General features: G+C 67.1%; 17 protein-coding genes and 2 pseudogenes. 9 read left to right on the top strand and 10 right to left on the bottom strand.

The window, feature by feature from the left end; translation table 11 throughout:
* Positions 1-18 precede the first annotated feature (18 nt).
* Positions 19-816 (bottom strand): DUF2470 domain-containing protein, encoded by a 798-nt coding sequence (locus CKW46_RS01880; protein ID WP_015357659.1) that lies wholly within the window; start codon positions 814-816, stop codon positions 19-21.
* Positions 817-914: 98 nt separating this feature from the next.
* Here CKW46_RS01880 and pheA point away from each other — a divergent pair, with 98 nt between their 5' ends.
* Positions 915-1,862, top strand: a complete 948-nt coding sequence (gene pheA, locus CKW46_RS01875) for a prephenate dehydratase (RefSeq protein ID WP_482052723.1) — start codon at positions 915-917, stop codon at positions 1,860-1,862.
* Positions 1,859-2,545 carry a histidine phosphatase family protein gene (locus CKW46_RS01870; protein ID WP_015357657.1) on the top strand — a complete coding sequence of 229 codons (687 nt, stop codon included), beginning with the start codon at positions 1,859-1,861 and terminating at the stop codon, positions 2,543-2,545. Before pheA ends, CKW46_RS01870 begins: the two co-directional genes overlap by 4 nt.
* Positions 2,546-2,548: 3 nt before the next feature.
* On the opposite strand, the gene CKW46_RS01865 is transcribed toward CKW46_RS01870, so the two are convergent.
* The 3 genes and pseudogenes from CKW46_RS01865 to CKW46_RS01855 form a co-directional block, all read right to left on the bottom strand.
* Positions 2,549-2,758, bottom strand: coding sequence for a hypothetical protein (locus CKW46_RS01865; RefSeq protein WP_036451211.1), 210 nt, complete (start codon positions 2,756-2,758; stop codon positions 2,549-2,551).
* A 3-nt stretch (positions 2,759-2,761) separates the two neighbouring features.
* A pseudogene (locus CKW46_RS01860) lies at positions 2,762-3,176 on the bottom strand (metallopeptidase family protein); the annotation flags it as partial.
* Positions 3,177-3,180: 4 nt separating this feature from the next.
* The gene (locus CKW46_RS01855) at positions 3,181-4,563 is read right to left on the bottom strand and encodes a septum formation family protein (protein ID WP_482052722.1); all 1,383 of its coding nucleotides are present in this window, start codon (positions 4,561-4,563) and stop codon (positions 3,181-3,183) included.
* A 120-nt stretch (positions 4,564-4,683) separates the two neighbouring features.
* On the opposite strand from CKW46_RS01855, the gene serS reads away from it, so the two are divergent.
* Positions 4,684-5,943, top strand: coding sequence for a serine--tRNA ligase (serS, locus tag CKW46_RS01850; RefSeq protein WP_482052721.1), 1,260 nt, complete (start codon positions 4,684-4,686; stop codon positions 5,941-5,943).
* On the opposite strand, the gene CKW46_RS01845 is transcribed toward serS, so the two are convergent.
* A complete protein-coding gene (locus CKW46_RS01845; protein ID WP_117436051.1) occupies positions 5,940-6,422 on the bottom strand; it encodes a DUF2834 domain-containing protein in 483 nt (160 codons plus the stop codon). The genes serS and CKW46_RS01845 overlap by 4 nt on opposite strands.
* A gap of 81 nt (positions 6,423-6,503) precedes the next feature.
* Here CKW46_RS01845 and CKW46_RS01840 point away from each other — a divergent pair, with 81 nt between their 5' ends.
* Positions 6,504-7,151, top strand: a complete 648-nt coding sequence (locus CKW46_RS01840) for a TetR/AcrR family transcriptional regulator (RefSeq protein ID WP_117436052.1) — start codon at positions 6,504-6,506, stop codon at positions 7,149-7,151.
* Between the two features lie 50 nt (positions 7,152-7,201).
* Complete coding sequence (locus CKW46_RS01835) at positions 7,202-8,761, top strand: phytoene desaturase family protein (protein ID WP_482052720.1); 1,560 nt, start codon at positions 7,202-7,204, stop codon at positions 8,759-8,761.
* Here CKW46_RS01835 and CKW46_RS01830 read toward each other — a convergent pair.
* Genes CKW46_RS01830 through CKW46_RS01820 form a run of 3 tightly spaced genes read right to left on the bottom strand, consistent with a single transcriptional unit; the run spans position 8,745 to position 11,418 of the window.
* Positions 8,745-9,077: a hypothetical protein gene (locus CKW46_RS01830; RefSeq protein ID WP_015357650.1), complete on the bottom strand. Its 333-nt coding sequence runs from the start codon at positions 9,075-9,077 to the stop codon at positions 8,745-8,747. The genes CKW46_RS01835 and CKW46_RS01830 overlap by 17 nt on opposite strands.
* Positions 9,074-10,624, bottom strand: a complete 1,551-nt coding sequence (locus tag CKW46_RS01825; RefSeq protein ID WP_117436055.1) for an MBL fold metallo-hydrolase — start codon at positions 10,622-10,624, stop codon at positions 9,074-9,076. The genes CKW46_RS01830 and CKW46_RS01825 overlap by 4 nt, the downstream gene beginning before the upstream one ends.
* Complete coding sequence (locus CKW46_RS01820) at positions 10,588-11,418, bottom strand: phosphotransferase (RefSeq protein WP_482052719.1); 831 nt, start codon at positions 11,416-11,418, stop codon at positions 10,588-10,590. The genes CKW46_RS01825 and CKW46_RS01820 overlap by 37 nt, the downstream gene beginning before the upstream one ends.
* 72 nt (positions 11,419-11,490) lie before the next feature.
* Between CKW46_RS01820 and CKW46_RS01815 the strand changes: the two genes are divergently transcribed.
* The 4 genes and pseudogenes from CKW46_RS01815 (at position 11,491) to CKW46_RS01800 (ending at position 14,673) form a co-directional block, all read left to right on the top strand.
* Positions 11,491-12,270: a lysophospholipid acyltransferase family protein gene (locus CKW46_RS01815; protein WP_482053500.1), complete on the top strand. Its 780-nt coding sequence runs from the start codon at positions 11,491-11,493 to the stop codon at positions 12,268-12,270.
* 3 nt (positions 12,271-12,273) lie between these two features.
* Positions 12,274-13,030, top strand: a pseudogene (locus CKW46_RS01810) (lysophospholipid acyltransferase family protein).
* Between the two features lie 33 nt (positions 13,031-13,063).
* Positions 13,064-13,849, top strand: a complete 786-nt coding sequence (locus CKW46_RS01805; protein ID WP_015357645.1) for a lysophospholipid acyltransferase family protein — start codon at positions 13,064-13,066, stop codon at positions 13,847-13,849.
* Positions 13,846-14,673, top strand: a complete 828-nt coding sequence (locus CKW46_RS01800) for a Cof-type HAD-IIB family hydrolase (protein WP_051045847.1) — start codon at positions 13,846-13,848, stop codon at positions 14,671-14,673. Before CKW46_RS01805 ends, CKW46_RS01800 begins: the two co-directional genes overlap by 4 nt.
* Positions 14,674-14,688: 15 nt before the next feature.
* Here the strand turns inward: CKW46_RS01800 and CKW46_RS01795 are convergent, their stop codons facing one another.
* A complete protein-coding gene (locus CKW46_RS01795) occupies positions 14,689-16,341 on the bottom strand; it encodes an LGFP repeat-containing protein (protein ID WP_012396876.1) in 1,653 nt (550 codons plus the stop codon).
* 173 nt (positions 16,342-16,514) lie between these two features.
* Positions 16,515-17,429: a hypothetical protein gene (locus CKW46_RS01790; RefSeq protein WP_482052718.1), complete on the bottom strand. Its 915-nt coding sequence runs from the start codon at positions 17,427-17,429 to the stop codon at positions 16,515-16,517.
* Positions 17,430-17,499 lie beyond the last annotated feature (70 nt).

Below are 17,499 nucleotides of genomic sequence, written 5' to 3'. Positions count from 1 at the left end.
CGGGTTGGCCGCGGCCGGTTATCGCCGGGCGCGCAGACCGTTGCCGAACGGGCAGCCCAGCAGCACCCGGATGGCCTGCCTGAGCCCGTGCATGTCGTCGACCGGGCGATGAAATGGCAGCCGGATATCGCGGTCGCCGTCGTTGCTTTCGATGCGAAACCGCACGCCGTAGCGGTCGAGGCCAAGCGGGCGGACCTCACCGCGTCGCAGCGGGGCCGGCAGGCGCGACACCAACCGCGCGACCACGTCCTGATGGTCGGTCGTCAGGTGGCGCAGCAGGCTCGACTCGATCTCGCAGAACGGATCCGGTCGCGCGGCCAGTAGGTCCACGACGCTGATCGGTTCCGCGCCGGTGGAGTCGGTGACGACCACCGACTCGATCTCCAGTCGCATCAATGCGTATCGGATCTCCGCGCCGTGCGCCGGTGCGGATCTAGGTGTCTGGACTTGCAGCAAGGCTGGGTTGGGGTTCTTGGTGGCGATCAGGTCGAGCGCAGCGCCGATCATGTCCGCGGGAACGGGGTGCAGGCGCCCGCGTATCCAGACCAGCGAGCGGACGGGTTCACGCACCGGCAGTGGGGCGTAGTCCGTTAGTTCGAGGAGGGCCTGCGACGGGGGCTGCCCGGGATCGCCGGTGCCCGCACCCGGGTGCTCGATGGGAACGGCCACCGCAAAAGACCCGTCGGGCATCAGGTGATGGATGGGTGTGGCGACGGGGCCGTCCCGTTCCACCGCCAGCAGGGCACCGCCGGCCCGGGCGCATGCGCTGCGAATACGTTCGGCGGTCGTCGGCGCCGGGCTGGTGAGCGGCAGCATCACAAACTCCTCCATGCTCTTAGGTAAGCCTAAGTTAACTTACTGGGGTGGTGGCTGCAAGCACCGAAAGGGCGGGCGCCGCCGTTAATGTTGTGTGCGTGGCGCGCATCGCATATCTCGGTCCGGAAGGGACATTCACCCAAGCGGCGCTGCTCGAGATAGCGGCTGCCGGGCTGGTCCCAGGCCACGACGACGGCGGCGCGCAACCGCTGCCGGTCGAAAGCACTCCCGCCGCGCTCGACGCCGTCCGTACCGCCGCCGCCGAATTCGCCTGCGTGCCCATCGAGAACTCGATCGACGGCTCGCTGGCCCCCACCCTGGACAGCCTGGCCATCGGGTCGCCGCTGCAGGTGTTCGCCGAGACAACGCTCGACGTGGCCTTCAGCATCGTGGTCAAGCCCGGCGTCGGCGCGGCCGACGTACGGACCCTGGCGGCTTTCCCGGTGGCAGCGGCGCAGGTTAGACAGTGGCTGACCGCTCATCTGCCCAACGTCGAGCTGCATCCGGCGTACTCCAACGCCGACGCGGCCCGCCAGGTGGCGGAGGGGCAGGTCGACGCTGCCGTGACCTCCCCGCTGGCCGCCGCGCACTGGGCGCTGCAGTCGCTGGCCGACGGCGTCGTTGACGAGTCCAACGCCCGCACCAGGTTCTTGCTCATCGGTGTACCGGGACCGCCGCCGCCGCGCACCGGCACCGATCGCACCTCGGCGGTGCTGCGTATCGCCAACGTGCCCGGTGCCCTGCTGGATGCACTGACCGAGTTCGGCATGCGCGGCATCGACCTCACCCGAATCGAGTCCCGGCCCACCCGTACCGGGCTGGGCACGTACATGTTTTTCATCGACTGTGTGGGCCACATCGCCGACGATGCTGTGGCTGAGGCACTCAAGGCGCTGCACCGTCGTTGTGCTGATGTGCGATACCTGGGTTCTTGGCCGACGGGTCAGACCTATGCGGCGCAGCCGCCGCCGGCGGACGAGGCGGCGATCTGGCTGCAGCAGCTGCGCGAAGGCAAGCCCGAAGCAAGCCCGGAGCCGCCGCTATGAGCGGTCGTCTGGTGCTGGTTCGCCACGGTCAGTCGGTCAGCAATGTCGAGCGTCGCTTGGACACGCTGCCGCCGGGGGCGGAGTTGACCCCGACGGGCCGGGCGCAGGCACAGGCCTTCGCGCGCGGCGGTTTGATTCGACCCGCCATGCTGGTGCACTCGATCGCTACTCGGGCGTCGCAGACGGCCGAGGTGATCGCCGCCGAACTGACCGTCTCGGCCCACGAGGTGGTCGGCATTCACGAGGTACAGGTCGGCGAGCTGGAAAACCGCTGCGATGACGAGGCCGTCGCGGAATTCAACGCCATCTACAAGCGGTGGCATTGCGGCGAGCTGGATGTCCCGTTGCCGGGCGGTGAGAGCGCCAACGACGTGCTGGCGCGCTATGTGCCGGTGCTCAACGACCTGCGAATGCGCTATCTGGACGACGAAGACCGAACCGGCGATCTCGTCGTGGTCAGCCACGGCGCGGCCATCCGGCTGGCCGGTGCTGTGCTCGCCGGGGTGGACGCCAACTTCGCCTTGGACAACCACCTGGACAACGCCGAATCGGTGGTGCTGACCCCGATCACCGACGGTCGCTGGAGTTGCGTCCGGTGGGGAACGAAAACGCCGCCCTTCTGCGCCGAGGTCGACTCCGCCGCCGGCGACCTCATGGCGTCCAGCGGCGACCCGATGGGCTGACGGTCACCCCGCCAGGGTGACCGCGGCGCTCTCGCCGCAAGTGCAGCCGATGGCCGCGCAGTCGACGACGAAGGTGTGCGGTATCAGCTCGGCGTCGTCACAATCAGATTCGGTGCATTCCGACCGGCCGGATAGTGGACCCTCCACGTGCCGAATCAAGGTCCCGTGGCAGTGTTCCAAGCCTGCCCGGCAGTCGCGGCAGCCTGTGCTCATAGCACCGTTCATAGCACCGCACCCCGACATCGCCGGGTTGGCGCGCCCATCGTAATTCGATGGCCGATCACGCCCAGCCCAGCTGGCCCAGCCGGTCGTCGTCGATACCGAAATGGTGGGCGATCTCGTGGATCACCGTGATCGCCACCTGGTCGACAACCTCGTCGGCGGACTCGCAGACATCCAGCAGCGCTTCCCGGTAGATCGTGATGGCGTCCGGCAGGGCTCCGGCGTAGTCGGAATCACGCTCGGTCAGGGCGACCCCCTCGTAAAGGCCGAGCAGGTCGTGTTCGTCGGGGTGGCGGTCGGCGACCAGCACCACGCCGTTGTCCATAGCGGCCGCCAGCTGGGGCGGAATCAGGTCCAGTGCGTCAGAGACCAGTTCGTCGAACCGCCGGGGGTCCATCCGCACCGCCACCCGGCTAGCCTCCCGGTACGGGTTCCGCGGGCGCGGGGGCCTCGGGTTCGGGTGCTTGGGCAGGTGGTGGTGCGCCGCCATCGGCGGGCGGCGGCTGACTTTGGGTCGCCGGCGGCGGCTGAGTCGCCTGGGTTGTGGTGGCCGGGGCGGCGGGTGCCCGCGACGGCGTCACCACCGGTTGCTGATTGGGCAGATGCTGATTGCTCGGCGGAGCCGTTTGGGTCTGCCGGGGCGCGGGCGCGGGCGCGGCGGGCGGCACCTGCAGCGGAATGGGCGGCAACGTGAGCCGCTCTTCGGGAATGTCGGGCGGCGGCACCGGTGGCTGCCCGTTGATCAACAGCTCCCCCTTGGCGCTGTTCACCAACGTGGCCCAGCCCCCATTGCCCAGCGTCGCGCCGATGCTGCACGCGACTTCGCGGCTGCCCGCGGACCAGCTCGGCAGCGACAGCGTGGGGTAGATCAGGGTCAGGGTGGTGGTGCGCAACTTGATGGGGGCGAGGTAGGCGTCGGTCATCCGGGTACAGGTGTCTTTGATGTACCCGTCCTGCTCGGGCTCGGGAGGCAGGGCGTCGGGGAACTTCTCCGCCAGATTGACCGTGCCGGTGACTTCCATGGCATGGGGCGCCGCGCAGTCGACCGGAATATCGATTGGCTGGTTGGTGGTCGAATCAATGCCCAAACAGGTGCCGGCCGGCCAGACCTTGGATTGATTGATGTCGGCGACCTTGCCCTTGAACGCGGTCTGTTGGTTGTTGGGACCGGGCAACTGCAGGCCGCACAACATGCGGCGCTCGCCGGCCTGACGCCACGCCCGGTCGCCGGACCAGAGCATGCTGGTGGTGAACTTGCTGTTGGGATCGAACTTGGCGCCGAGGTAGCGGCGCACCGCGGCCTGGCACTGTTCCTGGCTGATCTGCTGAATGCGGGCCGGTGATGGGGGAGAGGCGTCGGGCCCGTACTCCGAACCGGGGAAGGTTCGCATGTCAATGGACTCGGCGACTTCGAACCGGTGCTCATCGCCGCAGTCGACGATGGTGGCCGCCTCCGGTGTGCCTTCCGGCCACATCAGGCAGTCGCCGGTGGTGGCGCGGTTGAAAGCGGCGTTGCTCTTGGTGCCGGTGCTGGGCACCGGGTTGTTGTCGATGTAGCCGGCCAGCCGGCCCGGCCCGGTGGCAACGTCGGGGATCGCGGTGATCAACCCGGCGATCAGCAGGCCGCCTAGTGCGTTGAGCAGCAACCCGCGCCTGGTCGCCGACGCTTGCAGGGCACGCGGCCACCGGAAGCCGGCCGACGGCTGCTCCGCTTCGGCGGCAGTTTCGGCGTCGGCTTCGGCGTCGGGGTCAGGCTCGCTATCCGGTGCGAGCTCCTTCTCGGGCGCGTCCAACATCAGTTCCATTCTTACAGGGCCCACATAGCCACGTGACCAATGTTGCACATGTGATACCAGAGCCCGGCAGAAGCCGAGCTGACGCGACGCGGCCAACCCGTCAAAAGTAGTCTTGCGGCCGTGATCGACCTGAAACTGCTCCGGGAAGACCCCGACGTCGTACGCCGATCCCAGCTCAGCCGCTGCAAAGACCCGGCGCTGGTAGATGCCCTGCTCACGGCGGACACGGCCCGCCGGACCGCGATCTCGACCGCGGACTCCCTGCGGGCCGAGCAGAAAGCCGCCAGCAAGAGCGTGGGTGGTGCATCGCCCGAAGAGCGTCCCGCCCTGCTGCAACGGGCCAAGGATCTCGCCGAGCAGGTCAAGGCCGCCGAGGCGACGCAGTCCGAAACCGAGACGGCCTTCACCGCAGCGCACATGGCAATACCGAACGTCATCCTCGGCGGCGTGCCCGCCGGCGGGGAGGACGACTACGCGGTGCTGGACATGGTCGGCGAACCCCGCGCGCTAGACAATCCGAAAGACCACCTGGAACTCGGCGAATCGCTGGGCCTGATCGACATGGCGCGCGGCGCCAAGGTGGCAGGGTCGCGATTCTATTTCTTGACCGGTCAGGGCGCGTTGCTGCAGCTGGGTCTGTTGCAGCTGGCGCTGCGGCTGGCCGTCGACAACGGCTTCATCCCGATGATCCCGCCGGTGCTGGTGCGTCCCGAGGTGATGGCCGGCACCGGATTCCTCGGGGCCCACGCCGACGAGGTCTATCGGCTCGAGGCCGACGACCTGTACCTGGTGGGCACCTCTGAGGTGCCGATGGCGGGCTATCACGCCGACGAGATCGTGGACCTGTCCGAGGGGCCGTTGCGCTACGCCGGATGGTCGTCATGCTTTCGGCGCGAGGCCGGCAGCTACGGCAAGGACACCCGCGGCATCATCCGGGTGCACCAGTTCGACAAGGTGGAAGGCTTCGTCTACTGCGCCCCCGCCGACGCCGAGGCCGAACATCAACGGCTGCTGGCCTGGCAGCGCGAGATGCTGGCGCAGATCGAGGTCCCCTATCGGGTGATCGACGTGGCGGCCGGCGATCTCGGCGCCTCGGCCGCCCGCAAGTTCGACTGCGAGGCGTGGATACCGACCCAGGGCACCTACCGCGAGCTGACCTCCACCTCGAACTGCACCACGTTTCAGGCCCGACGGCTGGCGACGCGCTACCGCGACGCCAACGGCAAGCCGCAGATCGCGGCCACGTTGAACGGCACGCTGGGCACGACGCGGTGGTTGGTGTCGATTCTGGAAAACCACCAACAGCCCGACGGCAGCGTGCGGGTTCCCGCGGCCCTGGTTGGGTTCGTGGGCACCGAGGTGCTCGAGCCCAAGGGCTAGACGCCCACCTTGTCGCGAGCCTGTTCGTGGCGGTGCTGGCGTTCGATGGTGGCGAAGTAGAACGCCAGCGCGAAGGCGAAGCTGGTGAACAGGCTGGACACGAAGTACAGCCAGGGCCTGCGCAGACCGCGTCGGTAGCCTTCGACGATGGAGAACAGCGGCAGCAGGATCACGTTGGCGATCGTGTAGTCCTGGCTGGCCGAACCGGCGGCCGGGTTGGTGAACATCAGCCGGATGTAGTCCGCCCAGCTGCCCGGGCCCCAGATGGGGTTGGTCGCGCCGTGCGAGTACTCCCGGACGAAGCGGATGTTGAAGTACCAGCCAAAGGCGATCGAGGCGATGCCGACCGCGTAGTACACGCATTCCGGCGGGGAGAACCACGCACCTGCGGCCGGCCGGGCATACACCTGAGGGTTCGACGCGATGATCCAGCTGATGACGGCAATTCCGAGAACCGCGTGGACAAGAAGCGACACCATGGGCGCAGTCTCACCCCTATCCCGAAGTTTTGTCAATATTGACATAACTGTCGGGGTCGCGGGTTGATGTACCTTACTGCCATGGTCAGGCCCGCGCAGACGGTGCGCAGCGAACGCACCCGCGAGGCCCTGCGCCAGGCCGCGGTGGTGCGATTCCTGGCCCAGGGCGTCGAGGAGACGTCGGCCGAGCAGATCGCCGCCGATGCCGGGGTGTCACTGCGCACGTTCTATCGCCACTTCAGGTCCAAGCACGATCTGCTGTTTGCCGACTACACCGGTTTGCATTGGTTTCGCGCGGCGCTGGACGCCCGTCCCGTCGACGAGGCGATCATCGACTCGGTACAGACCGCGATCTTCGCCTTCCCGTATGACGTTGAAGCCGTAGCGAAAATCGCCACCCTGCGCGGTGGGGAGCTGGACCCAAGCCGCATCGTCCGGCACATTCAGGAGGTCCAGGCCGACTTCGCCGAGGTGATCGCGGCTCAGCTGCGACGACGTAGCTGTGTCGCGGCGGGAACGTCGGCGCAAACCCCGGATGCCCGGGTTCGCACCGCGGTGACCGCGCGTTGCATCGCGGCCGCGGTGTTCGGCGCGATGGAAGTGTGGATGCTGGGCGAAGACCGGTCCCTCGGCGAGTTGGCGCGGGTGTGTCAGCTGGCGCTGGAGACGTTGCGGGCCGGGCTCACCAACACCTGGTGCCCCGACCGGCCCCGGACTGTTTCGTCATAATTCACAAAACTTTCGGACCGTGCCAGCCTCCAACTCGGGAGGTCGAGAGCATGGCGGAGTATGACGCGATAGTGATCGGCGCGGGGCACAACGGCCTGACCGCCGCGGTGCTGCTGCAGCGAGCGGGCCTGCGCACCCTCGGCCTGGACGCGAAGCTCTATGCCGGCGGCATGGCCTCCACCGTCGAACTGTTTGACGGCTACCGGTTCGAGATTGCCGGATCGGTGCAGTTCCCGACGGCGGCCGCGGTGATCAGCGAACTCGGCCTGGACACCTTGCCGACCGTGGATCTGGAAGTGATGTCGGTAGCCCTACGCGGCGTGGGCGACGATCCGTTGGTCCAGTACACCGACCCGATGAAGATGTTCGCCCACCTCAACGAGGTGCACGGGGCCGACGCGGTCACCGGGATGGCGGGCCTGCTGGCCTGGAGTCAGGCGCCGACCCGGGCGCTCGGGCGGTTCGAATCCGACACGCTCCCCAAGACCTTCGACCAGATGTATGCGTGCGCCACCAACGAATTCGAGCGATCGGCCATCGACGACATGCTGTTCGGGTCGGTCACCGACGTGCTGGACCGGTACTTTCCGGACCGGGAAAAGCACGCCGCACTACGGGGTTCGATGACGGTCCTGGCCGTCAACACCATCTACCGGGGACCGGCCACGCCGGGTAGCGCCGCCGCGCTTGCCTTCGGTCTGGGTATCCCCGACGGAGGCTTCGTGCAGATGAAGAAGCTGAGCGGGGGCATCGGCGCACTCACCGCACATCTGTGCCGGCTGTTCGAGCGCGACGGCGGCGAGTTGCGGTTGCGCACCAAGGTCAGCGAGATCCTCGTCGACAGCGCCGAGGCCGGAGCGCGGATCAGTGGCGTACGCACCGAGGCGGGCGACATCGTGGCCGCCCCGATCGTGGTTTCCGCGATTGCCCCAGACGTCACGATCAACGACCTGATCGATCCGACGGTGCTGCCCAGCGATGTCCGGGATCGCTACGCACACATCGACCACCGCGGTAGCTACCTGCAGATGCACTTCGCCCTCGAGGAAGCCCCGGCGTTCGCGGCGCCGTATGAGGCCCTCAACGATCCGGCCATGCAGGCCTCGATCGGCATTTTCTGCACGCCAGAGGAAGTGCAGCAGCAGTGGGCGGATTGCCGCCGCGGGATCGTGCCGGCCGACCCGACCGTCGTGTTGCAGGTACCGTCGGTGCACGACCCCGACCTGGCGCCGCCGGGCAAGCACGCCGCATCGGCGTTCGCGATGTGGTTCCCGATCGAGGGCGAGCAAGACTCCCATGAGTACGGACAGGCCAAGACCGAAATGGGGCAACGGGTGATCGACAAGGTCACCCGCTTGGCGCCCAACTTCGAGCGCAGCATCATCCGGCACACCACCTTCACTCCCAAGCACATGGGCGTCATGTTCGGAGCGCCCGGTGGCGACTACTGCCACGGCTTGTTGCACCCCGACCAGATAGGTCAGAACCGGCCGGGTCCGAGAGGCTTCATCGGCCAGCCGATCCCGATCGCCGGGCTCTACCTGGGCAGCGCGGGATGCCATGGCGGACCGGGAATCACCTTCATCCCCGGTTTCAGCGCCGGTCGCTGAGCAGTTCGTCGAGCAGCGCGATGAAATCGTCTGGACGCGCCGGGGTGAAGGCCGGTTGCCAACGAGCATCGGGGATGTCGAGGGTGATCAACGTCGACTTGAGCGGCCGGTTCATGTCCATCGGCAGCCAGCGGCGCAGATCCGAGCTGCCCCAGATGCGAAAGCGATGAGTGAGCAGTCCCAGCGATTCGGCACGGTAGCCGCGGATCGTGTCCAGCGCGATGATCTTCGCGGTGCCCGACGGGAAGTGGTAGCGACGCAACGTCAGCGCGGCGCCATCGAGCTGGACCACGCCGTCGTCGTAGAACCGCATCATTTCCGCGAGCTCCGCAGCTGGTGACCGCGGGTGGTGAGGCAGCGGCCGTCCTCCAGGCGCCACTGCCACCCGTGCAGGTTGCAGGTCAACGTATCGCCTTCTACCACACCGAACTTCGATAGGTCGGCTTTGAGGTGAGGGCAGCGGCGCTGAATCTCCCAGCCGTCCAGAGTGATTGAAGCGGAGTCGTCGTGAGTCTCGGCGAACCAGCCGTCGGCGTAGGTGATCCGCTCGTCGGTGAGGCACTTGAAGAACGTGTACAGGTATTCGTTGTAACCACCCACGCGCCAGGCCTGGAAGCGGGTGGACAAGAAGATGGTGTTGACCCAGTCGGGTTCTTGATCGCGCAGTACCGTGCGCACCAGCTCCGGCGCTATGGCAAACCCGTAGCGGAACTTCTCGTTGGGAATCGGCTCGCGCACCGCCCTTTTCGGAAAGTCCAGTACGACGGTTTCGGCGCCGATGACCAGTTCCACGGGGTAACCGATACCGTCGCAGATCTCATTGCTCTGCAACATGATCGGCTCGAACAGCGCGCGCAACGGCTCCAGCAGCGGCTCGCCCTCCGCGGGGGCCCAGCTCGCCCGTTCGGCGGCGATCACCGGAGCCATCCGGTCGGCGTAATCGGCGATGTAGGCGGACTTTCCGGTGGTGAAGATGGCCTCGACGTCTTCGGTGGGCAGCGGGTGGCTCAGCGAATTCAGGGTCGATCCGGTGAAATCCGCGATCGATCCGGGAATCATCAGCAAACCGCGATCATGGCCGTGGATGCGCATCTGGTCCAGGAAGACCATCTGGTCGGGGAAGATGTTGGCCGGATCGCTGCGGTCGTCGTTGAGCTCGCGCAGCTCGGGGTCCAGAAAACACGGTGGTCCCGCCGACGGCACCACCCAGGTCGCGTCCACCTGCGCGACGTACTGGCGCGCCCGGTCCATCCCGCGCTGTCGCTTCTGGGTGCCGAACGCCTCCTTGGCCCGGGCCGGCATGTCGTAGACCATCGGGTACCAGATCGCGCCGGAGTACTGCAGCAGGTGCACATCGACGTGGCCGAACTCCGATGCCAGCATGTCCAGCTCGATCGGTCGTGCGTCATTCATATTGAAGGCGGTGGTCTCGCCGTCGGAAACCACTAGCGCGGAGTCACCGATCGGACCGTCGGCCGGCGCCCGCAGCGCGATGATCATGATGTCGAGATCGCTGCGGGGCCCGCTGAGCCGGTGCTTGACCGAGTCGGTGGTTTCGAAGAACCGGTGAAATCCCAGCTTCTCGAGTTCATTTCGCAGATCCGGCACGGGGAAGTCCGGGAGCAGCACCACCGCGTCTTTGTTGACGTGCGAACGCAGGTTCTCGGCGTCGAAGTGATCCTTGTGCAGATGCGAGACATATAGGTAGTCGCAGTCGCCGATGGCGTCCCAGTCCAGTGCGCTGTTGTCCGGAAACGGGAACCAAGAAGCAAAGTAGGCCGGGTTGACCCAGGGGTCGCACAGAATGCTGCCGGACTGGGTCTGAATCAGAAAGCCGGCGTGGCCGACGCTTGTGACCTGCACAAATACCTTCCTGCAACAGCTACTGCTGACGCATGTTCGGCGCCAAATGCAGCATCGAGCTTAGCTTGAGTCGAGATCCTCGGCCCCCACAGCCGCCGGTAGTAATCGATTCGCCGCGGGTCCGGCGCCACTCCGTAGGCGGCGAAGAACTTCGCCTCCCAACCGTGGCCGGGAAAGTTCCACTGCAACGACAACGTTGCTACCGCCAGGTCGGCCCATCGATCGGCCACGCCCAGCGTGCCGAGGTCGACGTCGCCGCAACAGTTGCCGTCCTCGGCGATCAGGGTGTTGGGTGCACACGCGTCGCCGTGGCAGACCACCAACCGATCGATCGGGGGCGGGGCGCCGACATTAGCCCGGCCCGCCGCGGTCAGCCGCGCCAGTCGGCTTTGCGCAGACCAGTCGAATGGGCACGCTCGGACCGGCAAGCGCTCGTGCAGTGTGCGCAACCCCACACCGATGGCCCGCACGGCGACATCGGGTGCGGCCACCCAGCGGGGGTGCACGGCCGAGACGCCGGGTAGCCCCGCGGTGCGTAGCCACGCCCAGTCTTGCTCGACCCCGAAGTCCAGCACCGCCGGCACGGTGAGGTGTGCTGACGCCCAGCGCAAGCGTTGCGCCTCGGCGGTGAAGTCGAAGACGCCGGTTCTGGCCACCTTGATGAACTCGGTGCCGGGGCCCACCCGGAAGGTCACACCGCCCAGTTCGTTGGCCCAGACGGCTTGCACGGGGCGCCCGGCGGCAAGCCGCCGGACAACCGGGGGCACCGCGGGAGGTGCGGCGGGGAAGGACAAAGCACTCCTCTTTCGGACTTCAAATTCGCCACTTCAACCGACCGCCGGCCGGGAGCACTAGGCTTGACTGCTGTGGAACCGGTATACGGGACGGTCATTCAGCTTGCCCGCTTGACGTGGCGCATCCAGGGGCTCCGCATCACCGTGACTGGTGTGGAGAACATACCCGTCCAGGGTGGTGCGGTCATCGCAATCAACCACACCGGATACCTCGACTTCACCTTCGGCGGGTTGCCGGCCTACCAGCAGCGGCTGGGGCGCAAGGTGCGGTTCATGGCCAAGCAGGAGGTCTTCGACCAGGAGATCACCGGTCCCATCATGCGCAAGCTGCGACACATCCCGGTGGACCGGGCCGACGGCGCCGCGTCCTATGACGCTGCGGTCCGCTTGCTCAAGGCCGGTGAGCTGGTCGGGGTCTATCCGGAGGCAACGATCAGCCGAAGTTTCGAAATCAAAGAATTCAAGTCCGGCGCCGCGCGGATGGCGCTCGAGGCTGGGGCGCCGATCGTCCCCCACATCGTCTGGGGCGCCCAGCGGATCTGGACCAAAGGCCACAAGAAGAAGCTGTTCCGCCCGAAAGTGCCGATCGTGGTGGTCGTCGGCGAACCGATCGAACCCACGCTGCCGACCGCGGAGCTGAGCAATCTGCTGCACTCCCGGATGCAGCACCTGCTCGACCAAGCGCAGGAGCAGTACGGGCCGCATCCGTCCGGGGAGTTCTGGGTGCCGCGCCGGCTGGGCGGCAGCGCGCCATCGCTGGCCGAGGCGGCGCAGATGGATGCGCAGGAGGCGGCGGAGCGGGCCGCTCGCCGTGCCCAACGAGCCCATCCCGCGGGAGCGCCGGAGCAGTAGCCCATGGCGGAGCCGACCTACCGGACCCTCGAGATCCTGGCCAAGTTGCTGGTGCTGGCCACGGGGACCCGGATCACTTATGTCGGCGTCGAGAATGTGCCCGAGCGGGGCGGCGCGGTGATCGCGATCAATCACACCAGCTATGTCGACTGGCTTCCGGCCGCGCTGGCAATGAATCGGCGGCACCGTCGCATGAGGTTCATGATCAAGGCCGAAATGCAACGAGTGAAGGTGGTCAACTTCCTGATCAAGCGCACTCGGACCATTCCGGTGGATCGCGGCGCGGGGGCGGGCGCCTATGCCCTAGCGGTGCAGCGCCTTCGCGAAGGGGAGCTGGTCGGCGTCTACCCAGAGGCGACGATCAGCCGGAGCTTCGAGCTCAAGGAGTTCAAGACCGGGGCCGCGCGGATGGCGCTGGACGCAGACGTGCCGATTGTGCCGGTTATTGTTTGGGGTGCTCAGCGGATCTGGACCAAGGGCCAGCCCAGGCACATCGGACGCGCCAAGGTTCCGATCGTCGTGCAGGTTGGCCCGCGTTTACCGGCTGCCGGTGACATTGCGCAGACCGGACGCCGCCCTGCGCCAAGCGATGACCATGCTGCTGCAGGAGGCGCAACGGAGCTACCCGCAGCCAGCAGGGCAGTACTGGGTGCCGCGCCGGCTTGGCGGCACCGCGCCGACTCCGGCCGAGGCAGCTCGGCTGGACGCTGACGAGGCTGCCGCCAGGGTCGCCGGCCGGACACCGCATCAATCGCGGTAGCGGCGGCTGAAGGACAGAAGGAGGAACCGAAGGATGGCAGAGCCATTCTTCCGAATGATGGAAGTGCTTGTTCCGTCGATCGTTGCCGCTAACGGAAACAAGATCACCTACTACGGGTTGGAGAACATCCCCGACCGGGGCGGCGCGTTGATCGCCCTCAACCACACCAGCTATGTGGACTGGGTCCCTGCCTCCATTGCCGCCAAGGAACGCAAACGTCGGCTGCGGTTCATGATCAAGGCCGAGATGCAGGAGGTGAGGTCGGTCAACTATGTGATCAAGCACGCCCAGCTGATTCCCGTTGACCGCGCCGAGGGCGCCAATGCCTATGGGGTCGCCGTCCAACGACTGCGTGAGGGTGAACTGGTCGGGGTACACCCCGAGGCGACGATCAGCCGCAGCCTCGAACTAAGGGAATTCAAGACCGGGGCGGCCCGGATGGCGCTCGAGGCTCAGGTACCGATAGTTCCGATGATCGTCTGGGGCGCGCAGCGGATTTGGCCGAAGGGTCACCCCAAGAATCTGTTCCGCAACAAGGTTCCGATCAGTGTGGCCATTGGGCCCGGGCTGCCGCCGGCGGGCGATCCGACGGAACTCAACGCCACGCTGCGGCAAGCGATGGAATCGATGCTGCACTGGGTGCAGGAGCAGTACCCTCACCCCGAAGGGGAATTCTGGGTGCCACAGCGGCTGGGCGGCGGCGCGCCCGGTCCAGAGCAGTCCAGCCAATTCCGCATCGCGGAGTTGGCCGAACGCGCCCGCAAGCGCGGATATGACGGCGTTACCTCACGCAGTTCCAGCGAAGGCGGACCACACTGACCACACCGGAGAGCCGGCCGGCGCTCATCGCCTGCGACGTCGACGGCACCTTGTTAAACGATGATGAACACGTCTCCGGACGCACCCGCGATGCGGTGCGCGCCGCGGTTGCCGGCGGCGCGACCTTCATTCTGGCCACCGGCCGGCCGCCGCGCTGGGTACGGCCGGTCGTCGAAGAACTCGGGTTCACGCCGATGGCGGTGTGCGCCAATGGCGCCGTCATCTACGATCCCGCGACCGACCGGGTGGTGTCGGCGCACACCCTCTCGGTTGAGGCGCTGGCCACGTTGGCGGAGGTTTCCAGTCGGGTAATTCCCGGGTCTGGGTTGGCGGTCGAGCGAATCGGCGAGCGAGCCCACGACACGGCGACCCCACAGTTCGTCAGCTCGCCCGGCTACGAGCACGCCTGGCTCAACCCGGACAACACCGAGGTGTCGATCGAAGACCTGCTCAGTGCCCCGGCGATCAAGCTGCTGATCCGCAAGGCCGGTGCCGCCAGCGCGGACATGGCGGCCGAACTGGCCAAGCACGTGGGCATCGTGGGCGACATCACCTACTCGACCAACAACGGGCTGGTCGAAATCGTGCCGCTGGGCATCAGCAAGGCCACCGGTGTGCGCGACGTCGCGGCGCCCTTGGGCATTGCCGATACGGACGTGGTGGCGTTCGGCGATATGCCCAACGATGTGCCGATGCTGTTGCGGGCCGGTTTGGGTGTGGCGATGGGCAATGCCCATCCCGACGCGTTGGCCGCCGCGAACGAGGTCACCGCCCCCAACAGTGAGGACGGTGTCGCCAAGGTGCTCGAGCGCTGGTGGTTCTGAGCGCGTCGCCGCGCCTCAGGGAATGATCGGGTGGATTGGTAGCGAGAAGTGCTCGGGTGGCACCATCGGCCCGCTCGGGGGTTTGGTCGCCAGCGGTGTGGTGATCCCGTTGACGACCTCGGAGACGTTGCCGGTGAGCCGTTGGAAGTTCAACACACCGTGCTGGAAGTTCTGCGTAATCCGCAGCGGCTCCTGTATCTCGGCGCTGGTCGGCAATCCGAGCGGGCCGCGTTCGTAGCTCAGCGAGGCCCACGCGTCATAGATCGCGCCGGTCACCGGTTGGGCGCCGGTGGTCGGTGACCAGTACATCGCGCCCTTGGCGAAGGTGGCGTAGCGCGCGCCGTCGGCCCCGTCCGCTTCCGGAGATGTCGGTGCCCCCAGCACGCTGTTCATCGCGCCCAGCTCCTGCCAGCGCTGGTAGATCGCGCCGCCCTCCAAGGACTTGAGCAGCTCCTCCGGCGGATCGTTGAAATGGGATGCGATTTCGCGGATCTCGTCCATCAGGGCGTAGGCGGCGTTGCCGGGACAATCGGTGTTGCCGACGTCGCGATGGGTGAAGATGGCCGGCAGTTTCGCGATGGCGCCGCCGGGAACGGTGGTGTACGAACTGCCCGTGGACTCCAGCTCCACCATGCTCTTGGGGTCGACTTCGGCGATGCCCAGCCGCCACCCCAGCAGTCGTCCGACGGCACGGATCTGCAGCGGCGTGGGCGCCACGTCATCGAAATTGCCGATCATCGCGACACCCCAGGTGTCACGGTTGAATCCGCCGGTGTGGAACCCTTCGACCGGTTTGGTGAGCCCGCCGGCACTGCCCTCGAAGATCTGACCATACTTGTCGACCAGCGCGTTGTAGGCGATGTCGCACCAGCCCAGCGTCTTGCTGTGATACGTGTAGATCGCCTTGACGATGCCCGCCGATTCCAACGGGGAATAGTCGTTGCTGCCCGCCGTGTGATGGACCACCGCGGCGCGTACCGCCCGGTCGTATTCCGGGCTCTCACAGCGCAACGCTTCGTCCGCTCCCCAATCCGCGCGGCTGATGATGGGGGGCGCCTGGCCAGGCATGGTGACCCCGGTGGGCGGGGTCCAGTGGGTGCCGGCCGGGGCCTGCGGCGGGGAGATGAGCACCGCCGAAATGTTCTGCCCGAACGGCAGCTCCTTGGTGGCCGGACGGTAACCAAGGTCAACGGGCTCGGGTTCGCCGGTGGGTGGCGGCTGAGTCACCGGGGCGTCGATCGGGCGGGTGACCGCGATCTCGACCGTGTTGGTGGTGCCCACGAAGACCGGTTCGGTGCTACGCGGTCGCTCCGAGGTCCCCGCCGTTGCCGGTGCCCCGGCGCCTTGCTCGTCGGGCGCGGCGGTTTCGTACTCCGCCTGGTACCACGGCCCCCACGAACCGTCCGACTGCCTGGCCCTCATCCGTGCCGAGGTGCCGACCAGATCCCCGGTCAGCGCCACTAGGGAGAACGGCTCGTCCTGGGTGAGTTGGCGCACCGTGACGCCGCCGCCGAGGCCGACCAGCGGCTGCTCGACCAGCCGGGTGTCCTGAGCCGACGGCTGCTCGTGGGTGCTGGGAGGGGGACGGGTCAGCACCCACGAGACGATGACGACCGTCGCCGCGATGGCAGTGAGCAGCATGGTCGGTGCGCGACTGCGGGACGGCACCAAAGGGATGTTACTTGTGTGTCTGATGTTTCTTGTGAGGCGACACGGGGTAATGGGCCGAAAACCTGTCGACGACACCGCAGAGGATAAGTAGCTGGGGGGTGGGTTCGGTTCCAGCGTGACTCTGCGGTGTCGTCAGGTGACAGGTTCTGGGGCCTTTCGCTAGGTGCCGATTAGATCGGCGGTACCGCGGCTGCGGCAGCCGCCGCAGCCGGTGCGGCTGCCGCAGGTGCGGCCGCCGCGGGTGCCGCTGCCGCGGCGGGTAGTTCGGGCACCGCCGCTGCGGCCGCCGGCGCGGCTGCGCCACCGTTTTGGACGGCCTGCATGATCGAAGGCATCAGCACGCCCTTGAGCAGGTCGATGGCCTGGCCTGCGCCCAGCTGGTTGGCGGCCTGCATCACGTCGTTGAGGATTCCGCCGCCGCCGGTGCTGCTGCCCAGGCCGCTGCCGCCCAGGGATGAGGTCCCCGGCCCGTATCCCAGGCTGGGGTCACCCAGGATCGGATAGGTGCCGTCCATCCCGGGGTCCAGGCCGACCGGCGTCGTGATGGGAATCTCGTTGGTGCCACCAAGTGACGGGTCCAGGCCAGTCGGACTGGTCAAGCCGGGTGCCAAGCCGGTCGGGCTGGTCAACGCCGGATTGGTGAGTGCGGGGTTGACGGCGGCGCCCGGTGTCGGGGGCAGCGTCGTGCCCGGCAGGGCCAAGTCTCCCGGCATTCCCGGCGTCAGACCCGGGGTGGTCAGGCCTGGGCTGGTGAGACCCGGGCTGGTCAGCCCTGGGCTGGTGAGACCCGGGCTGGTCAAGCCGGGGCTGGTCAACCCCGGGCTCATGCCGGTGTCGGTACCGCCGGTGAGGCTGGGCACTGGAGGCAGATTGATCCCGAACGAGGACAAACCCTGCGACAGCGCGGTCATCAACTCGGTGGGCAGGTCGGCCACGCTGGCCGCCCGCACAAACTCGTGGTGTTCGGTCGGCTTGGTCTCGGTGGTCGATTCGTAAACAAGAAAGTATGCACATGGACTCGCAACTGCCAGGGCGGCGACCGCGCTCATGGCTGTCGAGAGCTTGCGTCGGCGTCGATTCGGCACGGAAGTCTCCTCAATCTGGACTATGTGTAGCGTCGGTTCGCGCCGGCTGTCCTCGGCGGCTCGAACCCAC

The sequence above is a fragment of the Mycobacterium liflandii genome (assembly GCF_022354805.1).
GTDB classification, from domain to species: domain Bacteria; phylum Actinomycetota; class Actinomycetes; order Mycobacteriales; family Mycobacteriaceae; genus Mycobacterium; species Mycobacterium marinum.
Note: the sequence above shows the minus strand (reverse complement) of the source record. Positions and strands in the feature narration are given on the sequence as shown.

Coding starts and splice junctions, on each gene's coding strand:
- CKW46_RS01880 (WP_015357659.1), bottom strand. CDS start 816: ATGCTGCCGCTCACCAGCCCGGCGCCGACGACCGCCGAACGTATTCGC.
- CKW46_RS01870 (WP_015357657.1), top strand. CDS start 1,859: ATGAGCGGTCGTCTGGTGCTGGTTCGCCACGGTCAGTCGGTCAGCAAT.
- CKW46_RS01865 (WP_036451211.1), bottom strand. CDS start 2,758: ATGAGCACAGGCTGCCGCGACTGCCGGGCAGGCTTGGAACACTGCCAC.
- CKW46_RS01855 (WP_482052722.1), bottom strand. CDS start 4,563: ATGTTGGACGCGCCCGAGAAGGAGCTCGCACCGGATAGCGAGCCTGAC.
- CKW46_RS01845 (WP_117436051.1), bottom strand. CDS start 6,422: ATGGTGTCGCTTCTTGTCCACGCGGTTCTCGGAATTGCCGTCATCAGC.
- CKW46_RS01840 (WP_117436052.1), top strand. CDS start 6,504: ATGGTCAGGCCCGCGCAGACGGTGCGCAGCGAACGCACCCGCGAGGCC.
- CKW46_RS01835 (WP_482052720.1), top strand. CDS start 7,202: ATGGCGGAGTATGACGCGATAGTGATCGGCGCGGGGCACAACGGCCTG.
- CKW46_RS01830 (WP_015357650.1), bottom strand. CDS start 9,077: ATGATGCGGTTCTACGACGACGGCGTGGTCCAGCTCGATGGCGCCGCG.
- CKW46_RS01805 (WP_015357645.1), top strand. CDS start 13,064: ATGGCAGAGCCATTCTTCCGAATGATGGAAGTGCTTGTTCCGTCGATC.